Below are 24,953 nucleotides of genomic sequence, written 5' to 3'. Positions count from 1 at the left end.
CCCCTCCGCTGCCTGCCAACCGTGTGCGCATGCTGGCCGGCTGCGCCAGCACCGCGCTGGCGCTCTCGCTCGCGCTCGCCGCGAGCGGGGCCGGGGCGCAGGGCATCAACGCCCAGAGCAATGTCGTCGTCGGCTCGGCGGAGATCTATTCCTACGAGAACGGCGGCGGCACTCAGACCACCCAGATCGATGTCTACGATCCGACGGTGGTGATCGACTGGACGCCGCTCGTCGATGCGCTCGGCAACACGCTCGAATTCCTGCCCGCAGGCAACGAGGCGATCTTCCAGAACGGCTTCGGGGTCAGCGACTTCGCGGTGCTCAACCGCATCCTCCCCGACGCCAATGGCGCGCCCGTCGTCATCAACGGCGCGGTGATCTCGCGCATCCGCGACTTCAGCTCGAGCCTCAGGACCGCCCAGCCGATGACCAGCCCGGGCGTCGCGCCCGGCGGCTTCGTCGCCTTTTATTCACCGACCGGCTTCCTGATCGGCAGCACCGCGAGCTTCGACGTCGGCCAGCTGATGCTGACGACGCTCGCGCCCGACCCCCAGGCCTTCGGCGGGTTCCGCGCGGGCGAGACCCTCGCCCTGACCGGCGCGGCCGGCTCGCGGGCGCGGATCAGCATCGCGCCCGGCGCGCAGATCACCGCCAGCGCCGATAATGCCTTCTTCGCGGTCGTCGCGGCCGACGTGAAGATGGAGGGCATCGCGCACGTCAACGGCAGCCACGCCTATGTCGCGGGCGAGGTCGTTAACCTGCGCCTTTCGAACGGGCTGTTCGACATCGAGGTGCCGGTCGGCACCGCGGCAAGCGGCAACGTGCTCACCCTCGACGGAACGATCGGCGGCCCCGCGAGCAGCGGCGCACCGGGCGACAACCGCGTGATCTACGGCGTCGCTGCGGCGCAAAACGATCCCATCTCGATGCTCTTCAGCGGCAACCTCGGCTTCGAGCCCGCGCAGTCCGCCGATATCGTCAACGGCGAGATCATCCTCGCCGCCAACCACAACGTCGCGGGCCGCACCGTGGCGGGCGGTGCGATCGACCAGGGGCTCGACGCGCGCTTCGATGCCAAGGCCGGGACGAGCTCGGTCAGGGCCGACATCTTCATCGACAACGTCACCGCGACCAGCAGCCTGATGGCGGTCGGCACGCATCTTACACGGCTCAGCGCCTCGGGCGCCAATGCGAGCGTCGCGGGCAACCTGCTGCTCGCCGGCGGCGGGGCGGCCGAGGTGCGCCTCGGGGTCGGGCGGAGCTTGACCGTGGGCGGCGACCTGCTGGTCGCCTCCGACGCCTTCGGGGTGAGCAGCGTCAACCTCGCGCTGCCGAGCGATGCCGATGCCGAGGCCGGGGCGGCGCTGGTCGAGGCGCGCGCGGGCGCCACGCTCGACATCGCCGGGGCGCTGCGGATCAGCGCCGATGCCACCGCCGGCGCCAATCTCGCCAGCGGGGCGGCGGGCTCGGCGCAGGGCGGCAGCGCGCGGCTGGTCGCCGACGGCGCAAGCGTCACCACCGGCAAGGGCGCGACCCTCTCGGCCGAGGCGATCGGTGCCACCGTGCAGTTCGGCGAGCGCGAGGGCGTGCTGCGCGGCGGGCTTGCCGAATTGAGCGCGCAGGGGCTTGCCGAGGTCACCATCAACGGCACGCTGGTGCTCACCGCCGACGCCTATCATCGCAGCTTCGGTGCCCAGCTCCCCGGCGCGGTCTACGGCGGCACCGCGCGGCTCGACAACGGGAGCAGCAGGGTCGCGATCACCGGCGACGCCTTCCTCACCGCCTCGGCCAGCGCGGCCGGGACCGAGAGCGACGCCGACGGCGCTCTTGCTGATGCGGGCGAGGCGCGGGTGATCGTCGACGGGGACGGGCTGACGCGCGTCGGCGGCCTCCTCTCGCTCTCCGCCAACGCGCGGGGCGGCTACAACTACGGCCGTGTCGGCGGCGAGGCGCTCGGCGGGGTGGCGCTCGCGGTGACGCGCGGCGGCGGCCGGCTCGACGTGACCGGCGCCTTCGCCGCCAATGCCGAGGCCGAGGGCGGCTTCGGCCTCAGCGGCGGCGCCGGCTCCGGCGGGGTGGCGGGCGCGATCGCCGAGACCGGTCGCATCGACCTGCGCGGCACGGCGAGCGCGATCGCCAAGGGAACCGGCGGGTTCGGCTACTTCTCGGGCGGTGGAAACGGCGGCGCGGGCACCGGCGGCACTGCGCTGTTTCGGGCCGAGGGCACGCTCACCCAGACGGCGGCGCTGATCGTCGGCGTGTCGGCGATCGCCAATGCCGACGGGCTCGGCGGCGAGGCCGCACAGACCGACGGCACCACGCGCGGCGGACGCGGCGGCGACGGGCGCGGCGGCAGCGCCTCGCGCATCAACCAAGCCGACGCGAACTTCGTCGGCGGGGCCTACATCCTCGCGGGCGGCGACAACGGCACGCTCACCACCGGCGCGCTCACCAGCGCCTCGGCACGCGGGCTCGGCGGCGCGGGCGGCGGCTATTCGACCTACGATCCCTCGCAAGGCCCCGAGGATGCGGGCGACGGAGGCGATGGCTTCGGCGGCACCGCGCAGGTCGGCACCGCCCTCTTCGGGACCGACGGCTCGCTCGGCGCCGGCCTCGCTCGCTTTTCGGGCGTGGTCGTCGATGTCGAGGGCAGCGGCGGCAATGGCGGGCGCGAGGGTGGCGACGGCTTCTTCCTCGGCACCGGCTTCGGCCTTGCGGGCAACGGCACCGGCGGCGATGCGCTGCTGACCGCGAATGCGGGCCGGGTCGAGAGCTCGAGCATCGACCTTCGCGCGCCGGGCGTCGCCGGCTTCTCGCGCAATGGCGGCACTGGACAGGGCGGCCGGGCGATCATCTCGGGCTCGGCGGGCGGCACGATCGCGGCGTCGAGCGCCTTCCTCGACGCGGCCGGCTTCGGCGGCTTCGGCGACGGCGGCGCGGGCGGCGAGGGGCGCGGCGGCGAGACCGCAATCCTGCTCGACGGCGTGAACGCGACCTTCGATGGCATCACCGCGCTCACCGCGATCGGCTCGGGCGGGTTCGGCACGGGCGGCAAGGGGGGCGACGGCACCGGGGGCACGGTCTTCGTCGGCCAGCGCAGCAGCACGCGCGGCAGCGGCACCTTCCGCTCGCTCGCCAGCCTCGAGGCGCACGGCATCGGCGGCGGGGGAGGCGCCGATTCCACCGGCGGCACCGGCCGGGGCGGCTCCGCGGCGGTTGAGGCGCTGGCCGGCAGCACGCTCACCTTCAACGCCCTCTCGGTCTCCGCTAGCGGCGCGGGCGGCGAGCGCGAAGGCCTCGGCCTCGTGAACCGCGGCGGCGACGGCGTCGGCGGCAGCGCGACGATCCGCAGCGCCGGCAGCGGGAGCCGGATCATCGTCGAGACCAACGCGCTCGGCCAGTTCGCGGACCAGCTGAACGGCGGCGCGCTGCTCGCGGCGCTGGGCCTCGGCGGGGACAGCAACGGCGGGAACGGCGTCGGCGGCGCGGGCACCGGCGGCACGTTCCTCCTGCGCGCGGAGCAGGGCGGCGCGGTGACCCTGCCGCAGACGCCGTTCAGCGACCAGGGCAGTCCGGGCGCGATCCGCCTTACCGCCTCCGGCCTCGGCGGCGGCTCGCTGGTGGGCGGCGGCGCGGGCGGCGCGGGCACCGGCGGCAGCGGCGCGATCGAAGCCGCGGGCGGGACCATCGGCATGGGCGCGACCCGCTTCGCGGTCTACGGCGAGGGCGGGTCGAGCCTCGACAGCGCGCTGGCGATAGCCGGCGGCAGCGGCACCGGCGGCCTGCGCGCAATCCGGGTGAGCGACGGCGGCACGCTTACCGGAGAATTCTCCGAGGGCCGCGCGGGCGGCTTCGGCGGCAGCGGCACCGGCGGGGCGAACGGCGGCCGGGCAGCGGCCGGGCGCAGCCTCGTCGACATTGCGGGCGGCACCTTCAACATCGTCGGCAAGTTCCTGTGGGTCGACAGCACCACCGGCGGCAGCGGCGCGATCGGCGGCGATGCCGATGCGCGCGAGGCGGGCGGCCCCGAGGTCGCCTTCCGCGCTGACGGCGCGACCATCACCTTCACCCCCGACGCGCGCAGCGGCGAACGCGGCCTCGACATCGGCTCGCGCCTCGTCGGCGGCAATGGCGCGAGCGCGGGCGGGAATGCCTTCGGCGGGCAGGCGCTCATCGAGATCCGCGGCTCGACCCTCACCAATGGCAACCTCAGGCTCGAGAACACCGCAACCGGCGGCAATGGCGGCGGGCGCAGCGGCGGCAGCGGGGGCAATGCCGCCGTCGCGCGCGCCGATGTGACCGTAACCGGATCGACCCTCGGCCTGTCGGGCAGCAACATCGTGACCGCCACCGCGCGCGGCGGCGCGGGCTTCACAGGCGGGATCGGCGGCAGCACGCAGGCGCCCGGCGGCGGGAGCGTCAACGTCACCTTCGACACCTCGAGCGTCACGATAGCCGCGGCAGGGTCCGACCCGAGCGGCCTCGTGATCGGCGCCCGCGGCCTGGGCGGCGCCGGGAGCACGACCGGAGCAGGGAACAGCCGCGCTGCCAACCTTACGCTCACCGGCGGGAGCCTCTCGGTCGGCACCCTGCTGATCGATTCCCTTGCCTTGAGCGTGCCCGGCGACGCCAGTCCCGGGGGTAACGCCACCAGCAGCACGGCCCGCCTCGCGCTCGGCGGCGGCGCGCAGCTCACCGCCGACACGATCGGCTTGCGGGCCGATGCCTCGACCTCGCCGGGCGGGCGCAGCACCGCGGGCGAGGCGCTGGTCGACCTCCTCGCCGGTTCGCCCGCGCAACTTACCGCCGGCGAGCTCTCGCTCTCGGCCAATGCGCAGGGCGCCGGGCCGAACGCGGGCGAGAACATCGCCGGACGTTTCGCCGTGACCGCTTCGAGCGGCACGCTCGACCTTGCGCGCCTGAGCGCCGCCGCGCTCGGCGACGCCCTGCCGGACGCGCCTGTCGCCTCGCAGCTTTCGGCGAGCGGCGGGTCGATCCGCGTCTCGGGCGCGCTCACCGCCAATGCGCTCGGCGACATCACGCTCGCCGCCGCACAGGGCGGCGTCATCGGCAACCTTGCCGCGAGCGGAAATGCGACCACGCTCGAGGTGACCGCGGCGGGCACGATCCGCACGCTCGGCGACGGCAGCAGCGGGAGCGGGATCGGCGGGCAGTCGATTACCCTCCTCGCGGGCCGCTCGTTGCTGCTCGGCGGGAGCCTTGTGGGCCGGGGCGGCGCGGTCACGCTCACCGCCAATCGCGGCGGGGGGCCGGGGGTGTCGCAGCCCGGCAGCGCGGTCATCACGATGGCGCAGGGCAGCCGCATCGACGCCGGCGCCGGCACGGTCACCATGCGCCTTCTCGACGGGGGGAGCGATCCCCAGCGCGCGAGCGGCGCGATCACGCTCGCCGGGATTGCGGCGGGCCGCATCGACGTGCGCAACCTCGCGACCGCCAGCGGCACCGACATCCGCATGCTCGCAGACGGCGTCCTCACCGCCTCGGGCAGCGGGCGCGCGATCGACCTCGCCTCGCTCGGCGGCGAGGTGATCAACCTCGCGGGCGACGCCGGGCTCGTCCTGACCGGCGGCGGGCATTACGGCATCTTCGCCGCGACCCCCACCGGCTCGCAGATCGGCAGCTTCGCGAACTACGCGCGGCGCTACAATGTCGGCAATGCCGCGGCCTACGACACGCTCAACCCGGGCGGCAACTTCACCGCCTTCCGCCTCGCGCCGGTGCTGACGATCACCGCCAACGATGCGAGCCGCTTCTACGGCAACGCCAACCCGGCCTTCACCGCGAGCTTCGCGGGCTTCCAGCCGGGCGACGGCGTGAGCGACCTTTCGGGGGCGCCGGAGTTCAGCACCGCGGCGACGGCGACCTCCGGCATTGGGCAATACGCGATCACCGTCGCGCTCGGCACGCTGATGAGCGAGCAGGGCTATCAGTTCGCAATCGCGCCGGGCGGGACGCTGACCGTGACCCCGCGCCCGATCACGATCACGGCGAACAACCTCTCGCGGGTCTACGGCAACGCCAACCCGGCGCTGACCTTCACCGTCGGCGGCGAGGGCCTCGTCAACGGTGACCAGCTGAGCGGCGCGCTGGCCACCACCGCGGGGGCGACGACGGGCGTCGGCAATGTCGCGATCACCCAGGGGACGCTCGCGGCGAGCCAGAACTACGCGGTGACCTTCGTCGACGGCGTGCTCTCGATCACCGCCCGGCCGATCACGATCACAGCGAACAGCTTAAGCCGCATTTACGGCAACGCCAACCCGGCGCTGACCTTCACCGTCGGCGGCGACGGGCTCGTCAACGGCGACCAGCTCACCGGCGCGCTGGCGACCACCGCGGGGGCGACGACCGGCGTCGGCAACGTCGCGATCACCCGCGGGACGCTTGCCGCGGGCAACAACTACGCCGTGACCTTCGTCAACGGGCAGCTCACCATCACCCCGCGTGCAATCACCGTCACCGCCGACAACCTCGCCAAGCTGCTCGGCCTGATCGACCCGGCGCTCACCTTCGCCGTCTCCGGCGACGGGCTGGTGAACGGCGACCAGCTCTCGGGGAGCCTCACCCGCGATCCCGGCGAGCGGGTCGGCACCTTCGCGATCCGCCAGGGGTCGCTTGCCGCCGGGCCGAACTACACGCTCACCTATGTCGACGGGACGCTGACCATCGACCCGCCGCCGACTCCGCCGGGCTTCGACAACCCGACGACCGTGCTCGACCCGGTCGACGAGGGCGAGGAGGAACCGGGCGAGGACCCCCAAACCAGCGACGACGAGGCCTTCGGGATCGACTTCCCGGTGCAGCCCGAGGCCGGGCTGATCGGGAGCGACAGCCTGCTCGACGATCCGGTGGCGAGCGGCAACGATTCGCTGGTCACCACCACGCCGGGCCAGAACGGGGGGGAGCAGTAGCATGGCCCGCCTCCAGCATCTCGCCGTCGCCGGCCTCGCGTTAGGCCTCGCCGCCACGGCCCTGCCTGCCGCGGCACAGGGCGCGAAGGCCACGTCGGGCTCCGAGCGGGTCAGTCTGCGCGATACCTTCCCGGTCGGCTCCAACGGGCTGTGCGAGGCGCAGATCCTTGCGGCCGAGCCCGGTGCCGGGGTGCTCGACCGGCGCTACTCGGTGATCTGCCGCGATGCCGCCGCGCCGGTCGGGACTGTCTGGGTGGTGCACGGCGCGGCCGCCGCCGCTGCGCCCGGGCGCTTCGCCGGCGCGGGCGCAAGCTGCACGCCGTCCGGCGCTCTGTCGCTGGCGGGGGTGAAGGACGCCCAGCGCCTCACCTGCGCGACCGAGGGCAGCGTGATCCGCACCGACCTGCTGCTCGCCCGGCGCGGGGGGCAGACCATCGCGGTCGCGGGCATGTCGGCCTATGCCAGGGCGCTCGAATTCGCGCTCGCCTCGGTGGCGAGCGACCGCGTCGTCGCCGGCGATGTCGAGATCCCGCTCACCAGCGCGACCGACGACCTCGCCTTCGCCCGCCAGCAGGCCGAGGCGATCGCCGCCGACCAGGCGCTTGCCGAGGCCTATCGCCGCGGCAATGCCGGCAATTTCGCCGAGGCCGCCGAGTTCTTCGCGGTCTCCGCGGGCGCGCTGACCGGCCCGCTCGAGGCCGAGGCACGGCTCAACCAGGCGCTCCAGCAGTCGAACCTCGGCAACCATGCCGAAGCCGCGCGCCTCTTTGCCGCCGCCCGGCCCGGGAGCGCCGCAAGCCCCGTGCTTGCCCGGCTCTACCGCAACTACCTCGCAATGGACGCGCTGAACCAGCGCCGCCCGGAGGCCGCGCTCGCCGCGCTTGACGCGCCGCTGGCCAGTGATTTCGGCGATGTCGAGGAGCTGCGCGCCCTCCGGATCGGCCCGGCGCTCGCGGTCCAGCTGGCGAGCGAGGGCGAGCGGATGACCAGCGCCTATTCGGCGAACCTCACCCCGCGCGAGCGCGCGCAGCTGCTCGACGGGCAGAGCGCCTATCTGAAGGCGACCGCGCTGCGCCTGCTCGGCCGCGCCGAGGCGTCCGCGGCCCTGCTCGGCCAGGCCGAGGCGGTGCTCGGCGGCGTGCGGCAGGGCCGCGTGGTGTCGATCGGCTGGCTGCGCGCGCAGGTGCTCGGCGAGCTCGCCGAGGCCGCCGAGCGCGCGGGGCGCCCCGCCGATGCGGAGGCGCTGCACGGCCGCGCGGTGGCGCTGCTCGCGGCGACCTATCCGGCCTCGCCCGCCTACGACAGCGCGCGGGCGCTGCTCGCCGGGTTCTACGCCCGCGCCGACCGCAAGGCCGAGGCGCTGGCGCTTTACCGCGACATCGTGAGCGACGCGCAGGGCCGTCCGCTGCCCTCGCTGCGCGGGCTGCTCGCGCCCTATTTCGAGCTGCTGCTGGCGAACGGTGCAAGCGATGCGGGCGCCGCCGACCTGTTCGCCGCCAGCCAGCTCCTCCAGCGCCCCGGCCTCGCCCAGACCCAGGCGGTGCTCGCCCGCGAGCTGTCCGCCGGGACCGACGAGGCGGCGCAGCTGTTCCGTTCGAGCACCAATCTCGGCCGCGCCATCGAGCAGCAGCGCCTCGCCCTGCTCGAACTGCGCAGCGCCGCGCCGAACGGGAGCGACCCCGCCGCCGCCATCGCCGCGCGCGAAAGCGAGCTCGGCCTGCTCCGGCAGCAGCAGGCCGAGGTGCTCCAGAAGCTCGCCGCCTATCCGCGCTACCGCGCCGTCACCGGCAGCGCGATTCCGCTCGCCGACCTCCAGGCGAGCCTGCGCGAGGGCGAGGCCTACGTGAAGCTGGTGACGCTCGACGCGGCGGCCTACGTCATCTACGTCACGCCGACGACCGCGCGGGCCTGGCGCGCCGATGCGACGCCGAAGCAGCTCGACAGCCTCGTCACCGCGATCCGCGAGAGCATCGCGATTGTAGAGGGCGGGCAGGTGCTCACCTATCCCTTCGACCTCGCCAAGGCGCGCGAGCTTTACGTGCGCCTGTTCGCCCCCGTCGGCGAGGAGCTGCCGAAGGTCCGCCATCTCGTCTTCGAGCCCGACGGCGCGCTGCTCAGGCTGCCGATCAACCTGCTCGTCACCGACGATGCGAGCGTTGCCGCCTACGCGGCGCGGATGAAGGCCAAGGGCGCCGACGAATACGACTTCCGGGGCACGAAGTGGCTGGGGCGGGGGACGCAGATCAGCACCTCGGTCGCGGCCTCGGCGTTCCGCGACGTGCGCGCGGCGCGGCCCTCGGGCGGCACGCGCGCCTATCTCGGGCTCGGCGAGAACGCGCCCGGCGCGGGCCTGGCGGCGAGCGACGGCGAGCGGTGCGCCTGGTCGCCGAACATCTGGGCGAACCCGATCAAGGCCAAGGAGCTGCGCGAGGCGGCGGCGAAGTTCGGCGACACCGCACGGGTGCTGACCGGGCCGGCCTTCACCGACGTGGCGATCGAGAGCCTGCCCGAGCTGAGGCAATACCGCATCCTCCACTTCGCCACCCACGGCCTCGTCACCGCGCCCCAGCCCGGCTGCCCGCCGCGCCCGGCGCTGCTGACGAGCTTCGCGCAAGCGGCAGGGTCAGACGGCCTCCTCAGCTTCGCCGAGATCTTCGGCCTGAGGCTAGATGCCGATCTCGTGATCCTCTCGGCCTGCGACACCGCAGGCAGCGCCACGCTGGGCGCGACCCGCGAGGCGGGGGTGACGAGTGGCGGGGAGTTCGCGCTCGACGGGCTGGTGCGCGCCTTCGTCGGCGCGGGCGGGCGCACCGTGCTCGCGAGCCACTGGCCGGTGCCCGACGACTTCGACGCCACGGGCCGCCTGATCGGCGGGCTGTTCGCCGCCGACGGGCGCGCGACGGCCGAGGCGCTGATGACCTCGCAGACCGCGCTGATGGACGACGCCGAGACCTCGCACCCCTTCTACTGGTCGGCCTTCGCGGTCGTCGGCGACGGCGCGGCGCGCCTCACCCGCTGATGGCGGCAGGCGAGGCCGACAAGCAGCCCGGCTGGCTCGCGCGCGGCTGGCGCAATGTCCGCGCGGCGGGGACCGTGCAACTCGCCGCGACCCTCGTGGTGCTCGGGTTTGCGGTGTGCATCGCGCGCTTCAGCTGGGTGCTGCCGGGCGGCGAGGTTGCGACCCCGCTGACCAGCGAGGCCGAGCGCGCCTTCTATGACCTGCGCGCCTACTACGCCGCCGACCTCGTCGAGCAGGACCAGCGGCTGGTGCTGGTGGTCTATACCGACCAGACGCTCATCAACGCCCGCAAGCGCTCGCCGCTCGACCGCGGGCTGCTGGCGCGCGCGCTCAGGAACCTCGATGCGATGGGCGCCAAGGCGATCGGCATCGACATCCTTTTCGACCAGCCACAGGACGAGGACGAGGAACTGATCGCCACGCTGCGCGCGATGCGGACTCCGGTCGCGGTCGCCTATGCCAATGTCGCCACCAACGAGGACGACGTGGTCTACGAGCAGCAGGCCTTCCTCGATGCCTTCCAGGCGCGGCTCGCGGGGAGCCGCGCGGTGCCCGCCAGCATCCGGCTCGACAACACCTTCGGCGCGACCCGCGTCTGGCCGAGGATCGTGCCCGGCCTGCCGTCCCTCCTCGGCCGCGCGATGCTCGCCGAGGCGGGCGAGCCTGCGCCGGGCTTCGCGGCTTACGAGGGCGCCATCGACTACCGCCGTCCCAAGTTCGTCGACGCGCCGCTGTTCGCCTCGCTCCAGATCGACCTTTTCGCCGATCCCGACCCCGAGGTGCTCCCCTTTCTCGCCGAGCAGGTCAGGGGCAAATACGTGCTGCTCGGCGGCGACATCGTCGATTACGACCGGGTCGAGACGACCTTCACCTCGATCAACGGCGAGACGCCCGCGGGGATCGCGGTCCATGCCGACATCATCGCCCAGATGCTCGACGGACGGCGGCTGGAGCCGATCCCGGCTTGGGTGATCTGGGCGATGGCCGTGCTGGTGGTGCTGACCGCCGTGCTCACCGCGCTGCTCGAATGGCGCGCACGGCGGCTCGCCCCGGTGCTGGCGCTGCTGCTGGCGGCCTTCGTCGGCATCCCGATCGCGCTGCAGTTCGCCAATGTCGACACCTACGGGCTCCCGGCCTTCGGCTGGCTGATCGGCTGGATCACCGCCTTCACCGCCGTCACCACCGCGGCGCGCGCGGCGGGAGCGGTGCAGCGCAACTTCGCGACCGGGGCCTTGGGCAAATACATCCCGCGCGACATTGCCGAGGCGATCATCGCCAGGCCCGAACTCCTTTCGCTCGGGGGCGAGAAGCGCGAGATCTTCGTGCTGTTCAGCGACCTCGAGGGCTTCACCGCGATGAGCCACGCGATCCCGCCGGAGACCGTCGCGAGGCTCCTCAACCGCTATCTCGACAGCCTCAGCCAGGTGGTGCTCGACCACGGCGGGGTGATCGACAAGTTCGTCGCCGACGCGGTGGTCGCCTTCTGGGGCGCGCCGATCGCGCGCGCCGACGACGGCGAGCGCGCGGCGCGCGCGGCGCTGGCGATCCGCGAGGCGGGCGAGGCCTTCCGCCGCGAGGTCGCCGCGATGGACCCTTCGCTCCCCGCGATCGGGCGCACCCGCGTCGGGCTCCATTACGGCGAGGCGGTGGTCGGCAATTTCGGCGGGGCGACGCGCATCCAGTACACCGCGCTCGGGGATTCGATGAACACCGCCTCGCGGCTCGAGGCGGCGAACAAGGCGCTGGGGACTTCGGTGCTGGCGAGCCGCGAGTTCGTCGCGGCGGCAGGCAGCGACGTCTGGCGCGCGATGGGCCGGGTGCGGCTGCGCGGGCGGGCGCAGGCGGTCGACCTCTTCGAGGCGGTGCCGGACTTCCCGGAGGAGGACCGCGCCGCGCTCGCCGAGGCCTGCGCGCTCGCCGCCGGCGCGCCCGGCAGGGCAATCGACATCGCCCGCGACGTCGCCAGTCGTCATGCGGAGGATTCGGCGCTACAGTCGCTCGTCGAGAGGTTGCAGCACATCGATGGGGAAGGGACCTATGTTCTCAGCTAGTTTCAAGCGCGTGGCGACGGCGGCGGCGCTGGTTCTCGCCCTGCCGGGCGCGGCGCTCGCCGGGGTGGTGGTCAAGTCCACCGGGCCCTCGGCGGGCAAGTACCCGGTCGGCACCAAGCTCGACGACGACGTGCGCATCACCCTGAAGGACGGCGACGCGGTGACCGTGCTCACCGCGCAGGGCACCCGCATCATCCGCGGCGCGGGCAGCTTCCGCGTCGGCGACCGCCCGCAGGTCGCCTCGGACCGCTTCGCCGCGCTGACCCGCAAGCGCGCGGCGACCCGGGTCCGCACCGGGGCGGTGCGCGACGGGCTCGACGGCGAGGTGACCAACCCGAGCCTGTGGTATGTCGACATCACCCGCTCGGGCACGGTGTGCCTCTACGACCTCGCCACGGTGCGCCTGTGGCGGCCCGCGACCGAGGGCACCGCGACCTACCGCATCTCCGCCGATGCCGAGGGCGAGGCCCATGCCGACGTGACCTTCGACGACACCGTCACCGTCGCCGCGCTCGACCCGGCGCGCCTGCCGGTGCGCGAGGGCACGCACTACATGGTGACCGGCCCGGACGGCAGGACCACCGCGCATCTCGACTTCGTGGCGCTGGTCGGCGATTTCGAGGCGCCCGACGCGCTCGCCGAGGCGCTGATCGCGCGCGGCTGCACCTTGCAGCTCGAGACGCTCGCCAATGCCTTCGAGCAGAGCGCCGCGGCGGGGATGGACTGAACGGCAACAGGGCACGCGGCACGCGGCAAAAGCCATTGATTGCCTGTTGCATCGCGGGGCCACATTGGGAACAAGGTGGGGCGCGTGATCGGGCGCGGGGAGTCGGCGCAAGGGGCGCTTCCCCCGCCCGGCACCGCGCCCGTCGCGTCGGACGGCAGGGGTCGAAGCCGGAGCATCTCGGGGGTTAGGGGATGAGGGGAAAACTGGCGAGACGCGTCGCGGGCCTGCTGGCAAGGCCGGGGGCGCTGCGCGTGCTGGCGGTGATCGGCCTCGCCGCGCTCTACCCCGCTGCCGGCGCGATCGGCAATCCTGTCTTCGAGGGCGTCGCCACCTGCGCCGGATCGACCTGCCACGGCCGCGCCGAGGGCAATGGCGCGGTGGTCCGGCAGGACGAAATCGCGACCTGGCAGGAGCCGTCCTCGCCCTCGGGCGCGCACTCGCGTGCCTATGCCGTGCTTGGCGGGCGGCGGGGTCAGCAGATCGCGGCGAGCCTCGGCCTCGGCAATGCCCAGAGTGCACCCGCCTGCCTCGGTTGCCACGCGACCAACGCGCCCGCCGCAAGCCGGGGGGCGCGCTTCAAGCTCACCGACGGGGTTGGCTGCGAGAGCTGCCACGGCGCGAGCGGCGGCGCGTGGCTCGCCGAGCACTACGCCCTGCCCGCCACTCACGCCGGAAACGTCGCCGCAGGGCTGACCCCGCTCGAGATCCCCAAGGTGCGCGCGAGCGTGTGCCTCGACTGCCATTTCGGTTCTTCCAAGCCCGGGCAGTTCGTCACCCACGCGATGATGGCCGCCGGCCACCCGCGCATCTCCTTCGAGCTCGACCTGTTCAGCGCATTGCAGCAGCACCACGACATCGATGCCGATTACACGCGCCGCAAGGGATCGCCGGATTCGGTGCGCTTCTGGGCGGTGGGTCAGGCCGAGGCGGTGCGCCGCTCGACCAGCCTGTTTGCCCAGCCCAAATTCGCCTACGAGGGCGCCTTCCCGCAGTTCACCTTCCTCGATTGCCACTCGTGTCACCGCCAGATCACCGACGGGCCGCAGAGGAAGCTCACCTTCGAGACCAATCCCGGTCGCCCGATTCCCTTCGGCAACCCGCCTTTCAACGACGAGAACATGATCATGCTGCAAGCCGTCGCGGGCGCGCTGGTGCCGGGTGAGGCGGCCGCGTTCCGGTCGGCCGCGCGCGACTTCCACAAGGCCTTCGGGGCCGGCCCCGCCGAGGCGCGCGCCGCAGCCCAGACGCTCGCCGCGCGGGCTGGCGCGCTGTCCGATGCGCTGGGCGCGCGCGGCTATGCGGGGAGCGATGGCTTCACGGTGATCGGCATCATCGCCGGCGAGGCGACCGCGCCGCGCTTCACCGACTATGCCGGATCGGTGCAGGCGGTGATGGCGATCGACACGCTCCTCAACGCTATCGTGCGCGAGGGCCGGGTGACTCAGGGCGCCGCCGCCGGCATCCGCGCCGACATCGCCCGCGCCTACAAGGCGGTCGAGGAGCCCAACGCCTACCGCCCCGCCGATTTCCGCGCCGCATTGAAGTCCGCCGCGGGGGCGATCGGGCGGCTGCAATGATGCGATCCGCATTCCTGAGGGGGCTGCTCGCAGCTGCGCTGCTCGCGACCGCCGGATGCGGCGGCGGGGGCAGCTCCGGCGGCGGGACGACGCCTCCCCCAAGCGGCGGTGGTGGCGGAGGCGGCTCGAGCCCGGTCTACACCCAGCCCGCCGTGATCGGACTGAGCTCGGCCGACGTCGGCAGGATCGTCGCGCAGGCCGCCACCCAGGCCGAGGCCGACCGCACCCCGGCCGTCATCACCGTCATCGACCGGGTCGGCAACGTCCTTGCGATCTTCCGCATGACCGGCGCGCCCGTCACCCAGAAGATCCCCAATGCGCCCAACGGCAACAACCTCGACCTGCAAGGCGCGAGCGTACCGGCCGAGACCGCGGCGATCGCCAAGGCGCTGACCGCGGCCTATTTCTCGAGCCAGGGCAATGCCTTCTCGAGCCGCACGGCAGGCGGGATCATCCAGGAGACCTTCCCCAAGGCGCCTTCGACCGGCGGCCTGGAGAGCGGGGCGCTGTTCTCGGTGCAGTTCAGCCAGCTGCCCTGCTCGGACATCTCGGCGCGCTTCGTGGCGGGACAGGGCGCGACCCCGGGGCCCAAGCGCTCGGCGATCGGCTTTGCCGCCGATGCGGGCGGCTTCCCGCTCTACCGCGACGGCGTGCTGATCGGCGCGGTGGGCGTCGCGGCGGACCCGGACTACGGCTTCGACACCAATGTCCTCGACTTCGACAACCTCCCCGACGAGCGGATCGCGCTCGCGGCGACGGTCGGCTTCGAGGCGGCGGAGGACATCCGCGCCGACAAGATCGCGCTCGACGGCACGCTGCTGCGCTACAGCGACATCGCCTACAACCAGCTCTCCGCGAGCGTCCTCACCGCGACCTATGCGAATGTCGCCCCGCGGCTCGGCAATCTGGCGCCGCTGAGGGGCTATTACGACGGCACCGCGCTGCTCGCCGGGACGGCCTATGGGAGCGAGGCCTCGGGGGTGCGCCCGGCGCGCTCCACCGAGTTCGCCAACCCGGACGCCTATGTCGTCAGCGACGGGGCGGGCAACAACCGCTTCCCGATCCGGGCCGGCACCGACGCCGCCGAGGTCGGCCAGCCGCTCACCGAGGCCGAGGTGCGCACGATCTTCGAGGAAAGCTTCGCGGTGCTCTCGCGCACCCGCTCGCAGGTCAGGAAGCCGGTCGGCTCGCGCGCCGAGATGACGCTGGTGATGGTCGATACCCGCGGCGAGGTGCTGGGGATCATCCGTTCGCCCGACGCGCTGGTCGACGCGATCGACGCGACCACCCAGAAGGCGCGCAGCGTGACCTTCTTCTCGAACGCGCGGGCCGACGACGATCTGCTCGCCGCGGGCGATCCGCGGATTTCGGCTTTCGTCACCGCGACCCGCACCTTCGCCAGCGATCCGGCGGTGCTCGACGGCAAGTACGCCTTCTCCAACCGCTCGCTCGGCAATATCGCGCGGCCCTACTTCCCCGACGGCCAGTTCGGCACCGCACCGGGCCCGCTGTCGCGCCCGATCGACCAGTGGTCGATCTTCTCGACCGGACTCCAGTCGACCCTCGTGGTGCCGAGCATCGTCGAGCACCTCCAGTTCATCGCCGGCGCGCGGCCAAGCGATGTGCCGCGCGGGCGCTGCACGAGCCTGCCGGACGCGAGCCCCAACGGCAGCCGCATCCGCAACGGGATCACGCTGTTTCCCGGCGCAGTGCCGATCTACCGCGGCAACGTGCTGGTCGGTGGCATCGGAGCCTCGGGCGACGGGATCGACCAGAACGACCTCGTGCCCTTCCTCGGGCTCTACAACGCCGGGGTGAAGCTCGGGACAGGGATCGGCAATGCGCCCGCCTCGATCCGCGCCGACCGCATTGCGGTGCCGGTGAACGGCACGCCGGTGCGGCTGAGATATGTGAACTGCCCCTTCGCGCCGTTCCTCGACACGACGCAGCAAAACGTCTGCCAGGGACTGTAGATGAGCTGGCTGCTTCCCGCCTCGCTGCTCGTGCTCCAAGCCGCGCCGGTGCCCGAGGAGACGCCGCCGCCGAGTCCGCCTCCAGGCGAGGAGCAGCCGCAGCCGGGCGACTGGGAGAAGGACATCCCCCCCGTCGATCCGCAGATCATCGAGGGGCGCGAGCGGCCCGGCTACACTGCGCCGCTGCCCGACAAGATCGAGCAGGATAACCCCGGCGCGGTCCGCGCACCCCCGCCGCAGGCCTTTCCCGCCGAGCAGATCCCCATCCCCGACCGCTGGCGGCTCATCCAGAGCCTTGGCCTCGTGAAGGAGAACCTCCTCGATCCCTATCACCAGAACACCCTCAAGGGCGACCGCCCGATCGACCGCAAGAAGGTGCCGTGGCTGCCGATCACCGGTGACGACTGGTTCTTCGTCGCCAACGTGATCTCGGACACGGTCTACGAGCCGCGCAGCTTCCCGATCCCCGTCGGCGTCCAGACCACCGAGGACCCCGACCGCAACGACGTGTTCGGCAGCTCGTTCAGCCAGGTCTTCAGCCAGACCTTCCTCGCGGGCTTCGCGCTCCTCAAGGGCTCGACCACCTATGCCCCGCCCACGGTCGAGTACCGTGTCACGCTCGCCTACAACGTCAATTACGTCGACGTGCCGGAGCGGCGGGTGCTGTTCGTCGAGCCCTCGAAGCCCAGCCACCGGCTCGACCACTTCCTCGGCGTGCAGGAAGCCTTCGTCGACTACCACTTCGCGCGCTTCGACACCGAAAGGTTCGATTTCATCTCGGCGCGCGCCGGCATCCAGACTTTCCAGTCGGACTTCCGCGGCTTCCTGTTCAATGACCAGCAACTGGGCGTACGCGTCTTCGGATCGCGCGACAACAACCGCTTCCAGTTCAACCTCGGCGCCTTCTGGCGGCTCGAGAAGGACACCAATTCGGGGCTCAACTCGGTCGTTCAGGCCCCGCGCGACGATTATGTCTTCGTCGTCAACGCCTATCGCCAGGACTTCCTGATCCCGGCGCTGACGAGCGAGTTCACCGTCGTCTACAACCGCAACCGCGAGGCCGACGAGATCGAGGTCGACGACAACGGCTTCCCGGTTCGCCCGGCGCTGATCGGGAGCTTGCGGGGGCGCGACTACGACGTGGTCTATCTCGGCTACGGGGTCGACGGGCGCATCGGGCGCATCAACCTCACCGGCATGGCCTATTGGGCGCTGGGCGAGGACCGCAACTCCTTCTTCACCGACCGCCCCGCCGACATCAATGCGCAGTTCGTGGCGCTGGAGGCGAGCTACGACCGCGACTGGGCGCGCTTCCGCCTCTCGGGCGCCTATGCGAGCGGCGACAAGAACCCGGACGACGACAAGGAAACCGGCTTCGACGCGATCTTCGAGAACCCGGTATTCGCGGGCGCGGACACCTCCTACTGGATTCGTCAGACCATCCCCTTTGCCGGCGGCGGGCGCGCGATCGGGGTGAACGGGCGCAACGGCCTCCTCAACTCGCTGCGCAGCTCCAAGGAGCAAGGGCAGTCGAACTTCAACAACCCGGGCCTGATCCTCGTCGGTGCGGGCGCAGATTTCGACCTCACGCCGGAGCTGCGCGTCTCGGCCAATGCGAACCACCTGTGGTTCGCCGACACCGCGAGCCTCGAGGCGATCCGCAACCAGCCGAACATCGACCGCGAGATCGGCTATGACCTCTCGGCCTCGGCGATCTGGCGGCCCCACGCCAACCAGAACATCGTCTTCCGCCTCTCGGCTGCCACCCTGCTCGCGGGTGAGGGTTTCCGCGAGCAGTTCACCTCGCGCGGGGGTGGACGCGAATATGTCTCGATCCTTGCGAACGTGGTGCTGACCTACTGATGCTGTCCTCCGGCCGCCCCTTCCTGAGCCGTCTCGCCCTGATCGCGGGGGCGCTGTTCCTCGGCCTTGCGCTGTTCGCAGGGAGCCCGATGGCGGCGGACAAGGAGAAGCCGGTCAAGCGCGACTACAGCCGCGTCATCGCCCCGCCCGCGCCGCAGCGGCAGTCGGTGGCGGAGATGGAAGCCAAGTCGGAAGGGTGCAACACCTGCCACGTCAAGACCGACGCGCCGACCATGCACATGACCCCGGCGGTGCGATTGGGCTGCACCGATTGCCACGGCGGCGACGCGACCATCCGCGGCAATTCCGAGCTGCCCCACGACCACCCCGACTACGTCGCCGCGCGCGACAGGGCGCACGTGCTGCCGAAATACCCCAAGTCGTGGCACTGGCCGTCCTCGGCGAACCCCACGCGCTCCTACGCGCTTCTCAACAAGGAGGGGCCGGAATTCATCAAGTTCATCAACCCCTCCGACTACCGCGTCGCGCGCGACGCCTGCGGGGCGTGCCACATCCAGGCGATCGAGGCGGCGGAACGCTCGATCATGGCGTCGGGCGCGATGCTGTGGGGCGGGGCGAGCTACAACAACGGGATCCTGCCCTACAAGAACTACCTCCTCGGCGAGGCCTATACGCGCGAGGGCAAGCCGGCGAAGATCACCTCGCCCGGTGCCGGGCCGGGGGGCAAGCTCTCGCACGACCAGGTCGCGCGCGGGGTGCTCGCCGAGATGTATCCGCTGCCGACCTGGCACGTCGTCCCGCCGGGCGACATCTTCCGCGTCTTCGAGCGCGGCGGGCGCAACATCAACACCCAGTTCGCCGAGGTCGGCCTGCCGAGCCCGACGGGTCAGATCCAGCGCCTCGAGGAGCCGGGCCGCCCCGATCTCAAGCAGTCGAACCGCGGGCCGGGCACGGGTCTCAGGGTCTCGATCCCGGTGCTCAACGTCCACAAGACGCGGCTCAACGATCCCTTCACGTGGTTCATGGGGACCAACGACCAGCCGGGCGACTACCGCCACTCGGGCTGCGCCTCCTGCCACGTGGTCTACGCCAACGACCGCGAGCCGCGCCACTCGCTGATCTATGCGCAGTACGGGCGCGACGGGCAGACGATCAGCGCCGACCCGACGATCGCCGCGAAGATCGAGCACGCGGCGGGCTATGGCGAGAAGACCGAGGGTCATGGCGCGGTCAAGCAGCCGGGCCACAAGGCGGAGGACGGGCACGATCACGCCAAAGATGATGGCGCCCTCAAGACCCCCGATGGTCAGGTGAAGGAGAAGGGCCACCCGCTGAGCCACGTCTTCACCCGCGCGATTCCCACCAGCCAGTGCATGAACTGCCACATGCACCAGCCCAACATCTTCCTGAATTCCTTCCTCGGCTACACCATGTGGGACTACGAAAGCGACGCGCCGGCGATGTGGCCGAAGCAGCAGAAATACCCGACCGCCAAGGAGGTGCGCGAGGTCACCGACCGCAACCCCGAAGGCGCCGCGCCCAAGGGCAACTGGTCCGACCTCGACTTCCTGCGCAACGTCTATGATCTGAACCCGACGCTCAAGGACACCCAGTTCGCCGACTACCACGGCCACGGCTGGAACTTCCGCGCGATCTTCAAGCGCGACCGCGAGGGGAACCTCCTCGATGCCGAGGGCAAGATCGTCGATCCCGACGATCCCGAAAAGTGGCGCAAGCAGGGCGAGGGCAAGTTCGTGCCCCCCGGCGTCAATCCGGGCAAGGCGGTGCACCTCATGGACATTCACGCCGAGATCGGGATGCAATGCGCCGACTGCCACTTCGAGCAGGACAGCCACGGCAACGGCCTCATCTATGGCGAGGTCGCGAACGCGATCGAGATCACCTGCAAGGACTGCCACGGCACCGCCGACGCCTATCCCACGCTGCGCACCAGCGGCCCGGCCGCGCCGCCCGAGGGGCATGACCTCAGCCTGCTGCGTAACCCCGACGGCAAGCGCCGCTTCGAGTGGATGGAGGGGGCGGACGGGCGGCGCAAGCTCGTCCAGCGCTCGCTCGTCGATCCGAGCCTCGAATGGGAGATGAGCCTCGTCAAGGACTCGGTCGATCCTTCGACCCCCGCCTTCAACGCCAAGGCCGCGCGCGCGAAGCTGATGAGCCGCTACGGCGCGGAGACCGGCACCTTCGAATTCGGCACCGGCATCGCGGAAGGCGACCGCGCGCACCGCGAGCCGGAAATGGCCTGCTTCACCTGCCACCTGTCATGGACGACGAGCTGCGGCGGCTGCCACCTCCCGATCGAGGCCAACTGGAAGACCAAGATCCACAAGTTCGACGGCGGCGAGACGCGCAACTTCGCAACCTACAATCCGCAGGTCGCGCGCGACGAGATGTTCCAGCTCGGCAAGCACATGACCACCAAGGGCGGTCAGGTCGCACCGGTGCGCTCGTCCTCGGCGCTGGTGCTGTCATCGACCAATACCAACCGCGAGCGGATCTACGTCCAGCAGCCGCCGATCAGCGCGATCGGCTTCTCCTCGCAGGCCTTCGCGCCGCATTTCCCGCATACGGTGCGCAAGACCGAGACCAAGACCTGCACCGATTGCCACCTCTCGGCGAAGGACGACAACAACGCGATCATGGCGCAGCTCCTCTTGCTGGGCACCAATTACGTGAACTTCGTCGGCCTCAACGCGTGGACCGGCCTCGAGGGCGGCTTCCAGGCGACCCGCGTCACCGAATACGACGAGCCGCAGGCGGTGATCGGCTCCTACCTCCACCGCTATGCCTATCCCGATTACTGGGGGCTCCACGTCAACCAGAACGGGCGCGAGCTGAAGAACTGGGTGCGGGGCAAGACCTTCAACAAGAACCTGTCGGGCGAAACCCATCCGATGGAGGAATTCGCCAACGTCCACGAGGCGACCGGCGACCGCGTCGGCTGTCTGCAATTGCGCGGCGAATACATGTATGTCGCCGAAGGCAAGGGCGGCTTCATGGTCTATGACGTCGCCTCGATCGCCAACAAGGGCTTCTCGGAGCGGATCATCAAGGGACCGTTCTCCGCGCTCGGCCATGACACCCACGTCAAGACCACCAACGCCACCTGCATGGCGCTGCCCACCAACCAGCCGATCGCGCCGGCCCGCAATACCGAACAGATGCGCGAGATGAACCAGGAGCAGGCCTTCAAGCCGATCTACAACTACGCCGCCATCACCGATGCGGTGGAGGGGCTGATCCTCGTCAACGTCAACACCATGGCGGACGGCGAATTCCGCAACAACAAGCTCGCCCGCAAAGTCTATGCCGACGGCAAGACCGCGTGGAACCCCGGCGGGGTGCTGAGCGGCGCGCGGCATATCGTGCTGGCGGGCGAGGTTGCCTACATCACCGCTGACAAGGGCCTCGTGGTGGTCGATCTCGCCGATCCCGACACGCCGAAGCTCGCCGCGGTGCGCCCGCTCACCGACGCGCGGGCGAGCGCGGTGCAGTTCCGCTACCTCTGGGTGACGGACGCGGAAGGGGTGAAGCTGTTCGACATCACCAGCTTGCGCAACCCCGTCGCCGTGCCCGAGGCCACCGTATCGCTCGCCGACGCGCGCCGGCTCTACATTGCGCGCACCTACGCCTATGTCGCGGCGAAGCAGGACGGCCTCGTGATCCTCAACGTCACCAACCCGCGCGCACCGAAGGTCTACCAGAAGGTGACGCTCGGGGGGCAGCTCAACGATGCCGAGGACGTGATCGTCGCCTCGACCAACGCCTCGCTGTTCGCCTATGTCGCGGACGGGCGGAACGGGATGAAGGTGCTGCAACTCACCAGCCCCGAAAGCCAGCGCAATTTCTACGGCTTCAGCCCCGCGCCCATGCCGGAGCTGATCGCCTGGGCGAAGACGCCGACGCCCGCCATCGCGCTCTCCAAGGGCCTCGACCGCGACCGCGCGGTGGACGAGACCGGCGGGCAGATCGCGGTATTCGGCCGGCTCGGCTCGCGGCCCTTCACCCGGGAGGAGATGGAGCGCCTGTTCATGACCCGCTCGGGCGTGCCGTGGAAGGTCTCGGACGAGGTCGACATGAAGCGCTGGGTGGGCGTCGCCCCGCCGAGCCCGCTGAGGGCCGCGCGCTAGGGCCTAGCCGCGCTCGGCGAACATCCCGGCGATCATCGGCTGGAGCCCGGCGTGGTAGCGTTCCAGCACCTGCCAGTCGCCGACCCGCTCGTAGTGCGAGACGAGGGCTCTCCCGTCCCAGCGGTGGAGCGCATAGGCGGGGTGCTCGGTGGTGATGAGCTCGCGCCCATCGGGCACCGCGGGGTCGATGGGGGCGAGGTCGAGCGCGACCAACGGCGCGATCGAGGGGGTGACGCCCAAGGGAATGCCCACGAAGCGCGTGACGATCTGGCGGTGGAGATGGCCGCAATGCACCGCGAGCACCTGTGACTGCCCCTCCAGCACCGCGGCGAGACGGGCGATCCACGGCTCGTCCGGCGCGGGGTCCATCCAGTCGATCCCGACAGCGACCGGGGGGTGGTGCATGAAGATCAGCGTCGGCGCATCGGGTGCCTCGGCGAGACGCGCGGCGAGCCAGCGCGCCCGGGCCTCGCAGAAGGCGCCGCCGTGGCGGCCCTCTTCGAGCGTGTCGAGGCAGATCACCCTGAGGCCCAGCCGTGTCTTCACCGAATAGTGCAGGAACCCGTCCGCTGCCGGGACGACCTGCGGGAAGGCCCCGGCGAACCCTTCGCGGCTGTCGTGATTGCCGACCAGCGGCAGCACCGGGCAGGGGCAGTCCGCCAGCAGCGCGGTGACCTTGGCGAAACTTGCGGCGTCCCCGCGGTCGGTGATGTCGCCCGAAAGCACCAGCAGGTCGGGCCGGTTCGGCCCGGCGAACAGCCGCTCGAGCACCGCGCGGAAGCGGACGAGGTTGAGCTCCGCGTCGCCGTCGTCGGCCGCGAAGCCGATATGGATGTCGGTAAGCTGCGCGATCAGGACGGCGTTGCGCTCTGCGGTGGCTCCCATCCTAGCTCCCCCAACCCTTCTTCGGTGCCTTGGCCATCTTGACGGCGGCGGGTTTCACGGCGGGGGCTGGCGGGGGGCGGTAGTGGGGGGAGGGGCCCTTCGGCTGCCACTGGCCCGCAGGCACGTGGTAGGCGTGGCACATCGCACAGTCGGAGGGGACGATCTTCTTCGTCTTCACCGCGCTCGCGCCCAAGTGGCACGAACGGCAGCTCTTGAGGTCGGGCAGCAGCAGGTCGCTCGCCGCCTTGGAGGTGTCGGCGGCGTGGCAGTCGGTGCATTTCTGCGCCTTGTGCGCCTCGTGGTTGAAATAGCCCGCAGTGAGGAACCGGTCGGGGAGGTTGACCGGCATGAGGTCGGCCTGCCCGGTCGGGCCGGTGGTCGGCAGGTGGCACTCGGTGCACACCCCGCCGACCGACAGCGCGCGCGAAATGCCGACATAGGCGCGCACCGGGCGGCCGAAATCGGCGCGATAGGGCGAGGCGCTCCCCAGCTGCCCCGGGCGCTGGCGGCCCGGAGCAAGCGCGGGGCGCGGGCCGGTGCTGATCCTGGCGAGGTCCTCGGCAAGGTGCTTGAGGCTGCCGTGGCGCAGCTTGGTGAAGCCGCCCCCGGCGATGCGGCCCGAGACGAGCGAGTGACACGCCTCGCAGGCCTGCTCCATCTCGACCGGCTTGAAGCCGATCTTGTCGCCGGTCAGCACGTGGCAGTCCTTGCAGTCGAGCGGCTTGCCATAGCGGCCAAGGCTCACCGCCATGCGCGCCGCCCCGCCGCGGGCGTTCATGTGGACGTCGTGCGGGAACTTGAGGCCCGATCGCTCGACCGGCGGCGTGCCCCACGCCGCGCGCACCGGCTTCGCCGCGCCGAAGCTCGCGAAGTAGAGCGGGCGGAACTGCGGGTGGGCCTTGCCGAAATCGTGCGCATTGGCGAGTGCCGTGTCGGTCAGCCGCGTGTCGAGCTTCGAGTGGCAATTGCCGCAGAACGCCTCGTCGCCCGGCTTCTGGCGGACCTCGCCCTCGTGCTCGGAGTGGCAGGCAACGCAGCCGAGCGGACCTTCCTTGCCGAGCGCCGCGCCGATCCGCCACTGGATCGCGTCGCCCGGCGACAATTCCGGCATCCCCCGCGCGAGCCGCGACTTTGCCGCGTGGTCGCCGGTCTCCTCGTGACACGCAAGGCAGGTCTCGTCCTGCACGCTTTCGAAGGCGTTCACATGGCAGCTTTCGCAGTTCTGCTCGAGGCTGTGGTGCTTCAGGGACAGCGCGCCCGAGGTCCACGCGCTGTCGAGCAGCACCGTGCCCGGGTTCCTGCCCGTCGGGTCGGGCTTGACGGGGGTGCGCAACAGGTGGCTCGCGACCGGCACCATCAGCAGCAGGAGGAGAATCGCGGAGGCGAAAATCCAGCTCATCGCCCGCTTCGACGGCAGCACGCTCGCGAGCGCGAAGCCGCGCAGGGCGTCGGCCTTGCCCTCCTCCTCGGCGACCTGGCGGATGGTGATGGCGATGCGCTCGCCCTCCCGCGCCACCGCCAGCCGCGCCGAGCCGAGCGCAATCTCGCCGCCGATGCGCGGGTCGATGGCGCCTTCGCTCGCTACCACCCCGTCGAGCCCGAAGCCGAGCGTGCCGAGCGCCGTCACCGCGACTGTCCCGCCGGCCGCCGCGTCGATGCGGATATGATGCTGCTCGACGGCGAGGTCGGGCAGGTGGATGTCGTTCTCCGCCGCGCGGCCGACCGTCAGGCTCGACGCCTCGCTCACCCGCTCGCGCTGGATGGCGCGGCCGCTGGCGGTCATGTCGATGGTGCGGATCAGGAAGGTCATCGCGCCG

Annotated in this window: 10 protein-coding genes; 8 read left to right on the top strand and 2 right to left on the bottom strand. The window is 71.4% G+C overall.

Annotated elements, in window-relative coordinates; all coding sequences use genetic code 11:
- The first annotated feature begins 29 nt into the window (after nt 1-29).
- From ACLBKU_RS01805 to ACLBKU_RS01770, 8 genes are all read left to right on the top strand, one after another.
- Complete coding sequence (locus ACLBKU_RS01805; protein WP_410177819.1) at nt 30-6,932, top strand: MBG domain-containing protein; 6,903 nt, start codon at nt 30-32, stop codon at nt 6,930-6,932.
- Between the two features lies 1 nt (nt 6,933).
- A complete protein-coding gene (locus ACLBKU_RS01800) occupies nt 6,934-9,951 on the top strand; it encodes a CHAT domain-containing protein (protein WP_410177818.1) in 3,018 nt (1,005 codons plus the stop codon).
- Nucleotides 9,951-12,002, top strand: a complete 2,052-nt coding sequence (locus ACLBKU_RS01795) for a CHASE2 domain-containing protein (RefSeq protein WP_410177817.1) — start codon at nt 9,951-9,953, stop codon at nt 12,000-12,002. Before ACLBKU_RS01800 ends, ACLBKU_RS01795 begins: the two co-directional genes overlap by 1 nt.
- On the top strand, nt 11,989-12,729 hold the full coding sequence (locus tag ACLBKU_RS01790) for a hypothetical protein (protein WP_410177816.1): 741 nt from the start codon (nt 11,989-11,991) through the stop codon (nt 12,727-12,729). The genes ACLBKU_RS01795 and ACLBKU_RS01790 overlap by 14 nt, the downstream gene beginning before the upstream one ends.
- A 191-nt stretch (nt 12,730-12,920) precedes the next feature.
- Nucleotides 12,921-14,306 carry a multiheme c-type cytochrome gene (locus tag ACLBKU_RS01785; RefSeq protein ID WP_410177815.1) on the top strand — a complete coding sequence of 462 codons (1,386 nt, stop codon included), beginning with the start codon at nt 12,921-12,923 and terminating at the stop codon, nt 14,304-14,306.
- Nucleotides 14,303-16,279 carry a hypothetical protein gene (locus ACLBKU_RS01780; RefSeq protein ID WP_410177814.1) on the top strand — a complete coding sequence of 659 codons (1,977 nt, stop codon included), beginning with the start codon at nt 14,303-14,305 and terminating at the stop codon, nt 16,277-16,279. The genes ACLBKU_RS01785 and ACLBKU_RS01780 overlap by 4 nt, the downstream gene beginning before the upstream one ends.
- Nucleotides 16,280-18,142: a hypothetical protein gene (locus ACLBKU_RS01775; protein WP_410177813.1), complete on the top strand. Its 1,863-nt coding sequence runs from the start codon at nt 16,280-16,282 to the stop codon at nt 18,140-18,142.
- Nucleotides 18,142-22,251, top strand: a complete 4,110-nt coding sequence (locus ACLBKU_RS01770; RefSeq protein WP_410177812.1) for a hypothetical protein — start codon at nt 18,142-18,144, stop codon at nt 22,249-22,251. The genes ACLBKU_RS01775 and ACLBKU_RS01770 overlap by 1 nt, the downstream gene beginning before the upstream one ends.
- Nucleotides 22,252-22,254: 3 nt before the next feature.
- Here the strand turns inward: ACLBKU_RS01770 and ACLBKU_RS01765 are convergent, their stop codons facing one another.
- Both ACLBKU_RS01765 and ACLBKU_RS01760 read right to left on the bottom strand, forming a co-directional pair.
- Nucleotides 22,255-23,136, bottom strand: a complete 882-nt coding sequence (locus ACLBKU_RS01765) for a phosphodiesterase (RefSeq protein ID WP_410177811.1) — start codon at nt 23,134-23,136, stop codon at nt 22,255-22,257.
- A 1-nt stretch (nt 23,137) separates the two neighbouring features.
- Entirely contained in the window at nt 23,138-24,946 is a 1,809-nt protein-coding gene (locus ACLBKU_RS01760) for a cytochrome c3 family protein (protein ID WP_410177810.1), read from the bottom strand.
- Nucleotides 24,947-24,953 lie beyond the last annotated feature (7 nt).

The sequence above is a fragment of the Erythrobacter sp. NE805 genome, assembly GCF_046452355.1.
Classification (GTDB): Bacteria; Pseudomonadota; Alphaproteobacteria; order Sphingomonadales; family Sphingomonadaceae; genus Erythrobacter.
The sequence above is the reverse complement of the archived record's forward strand: the minus strand, read 5'-3'. Positions and strand labels throughout refer to the sequence as shown.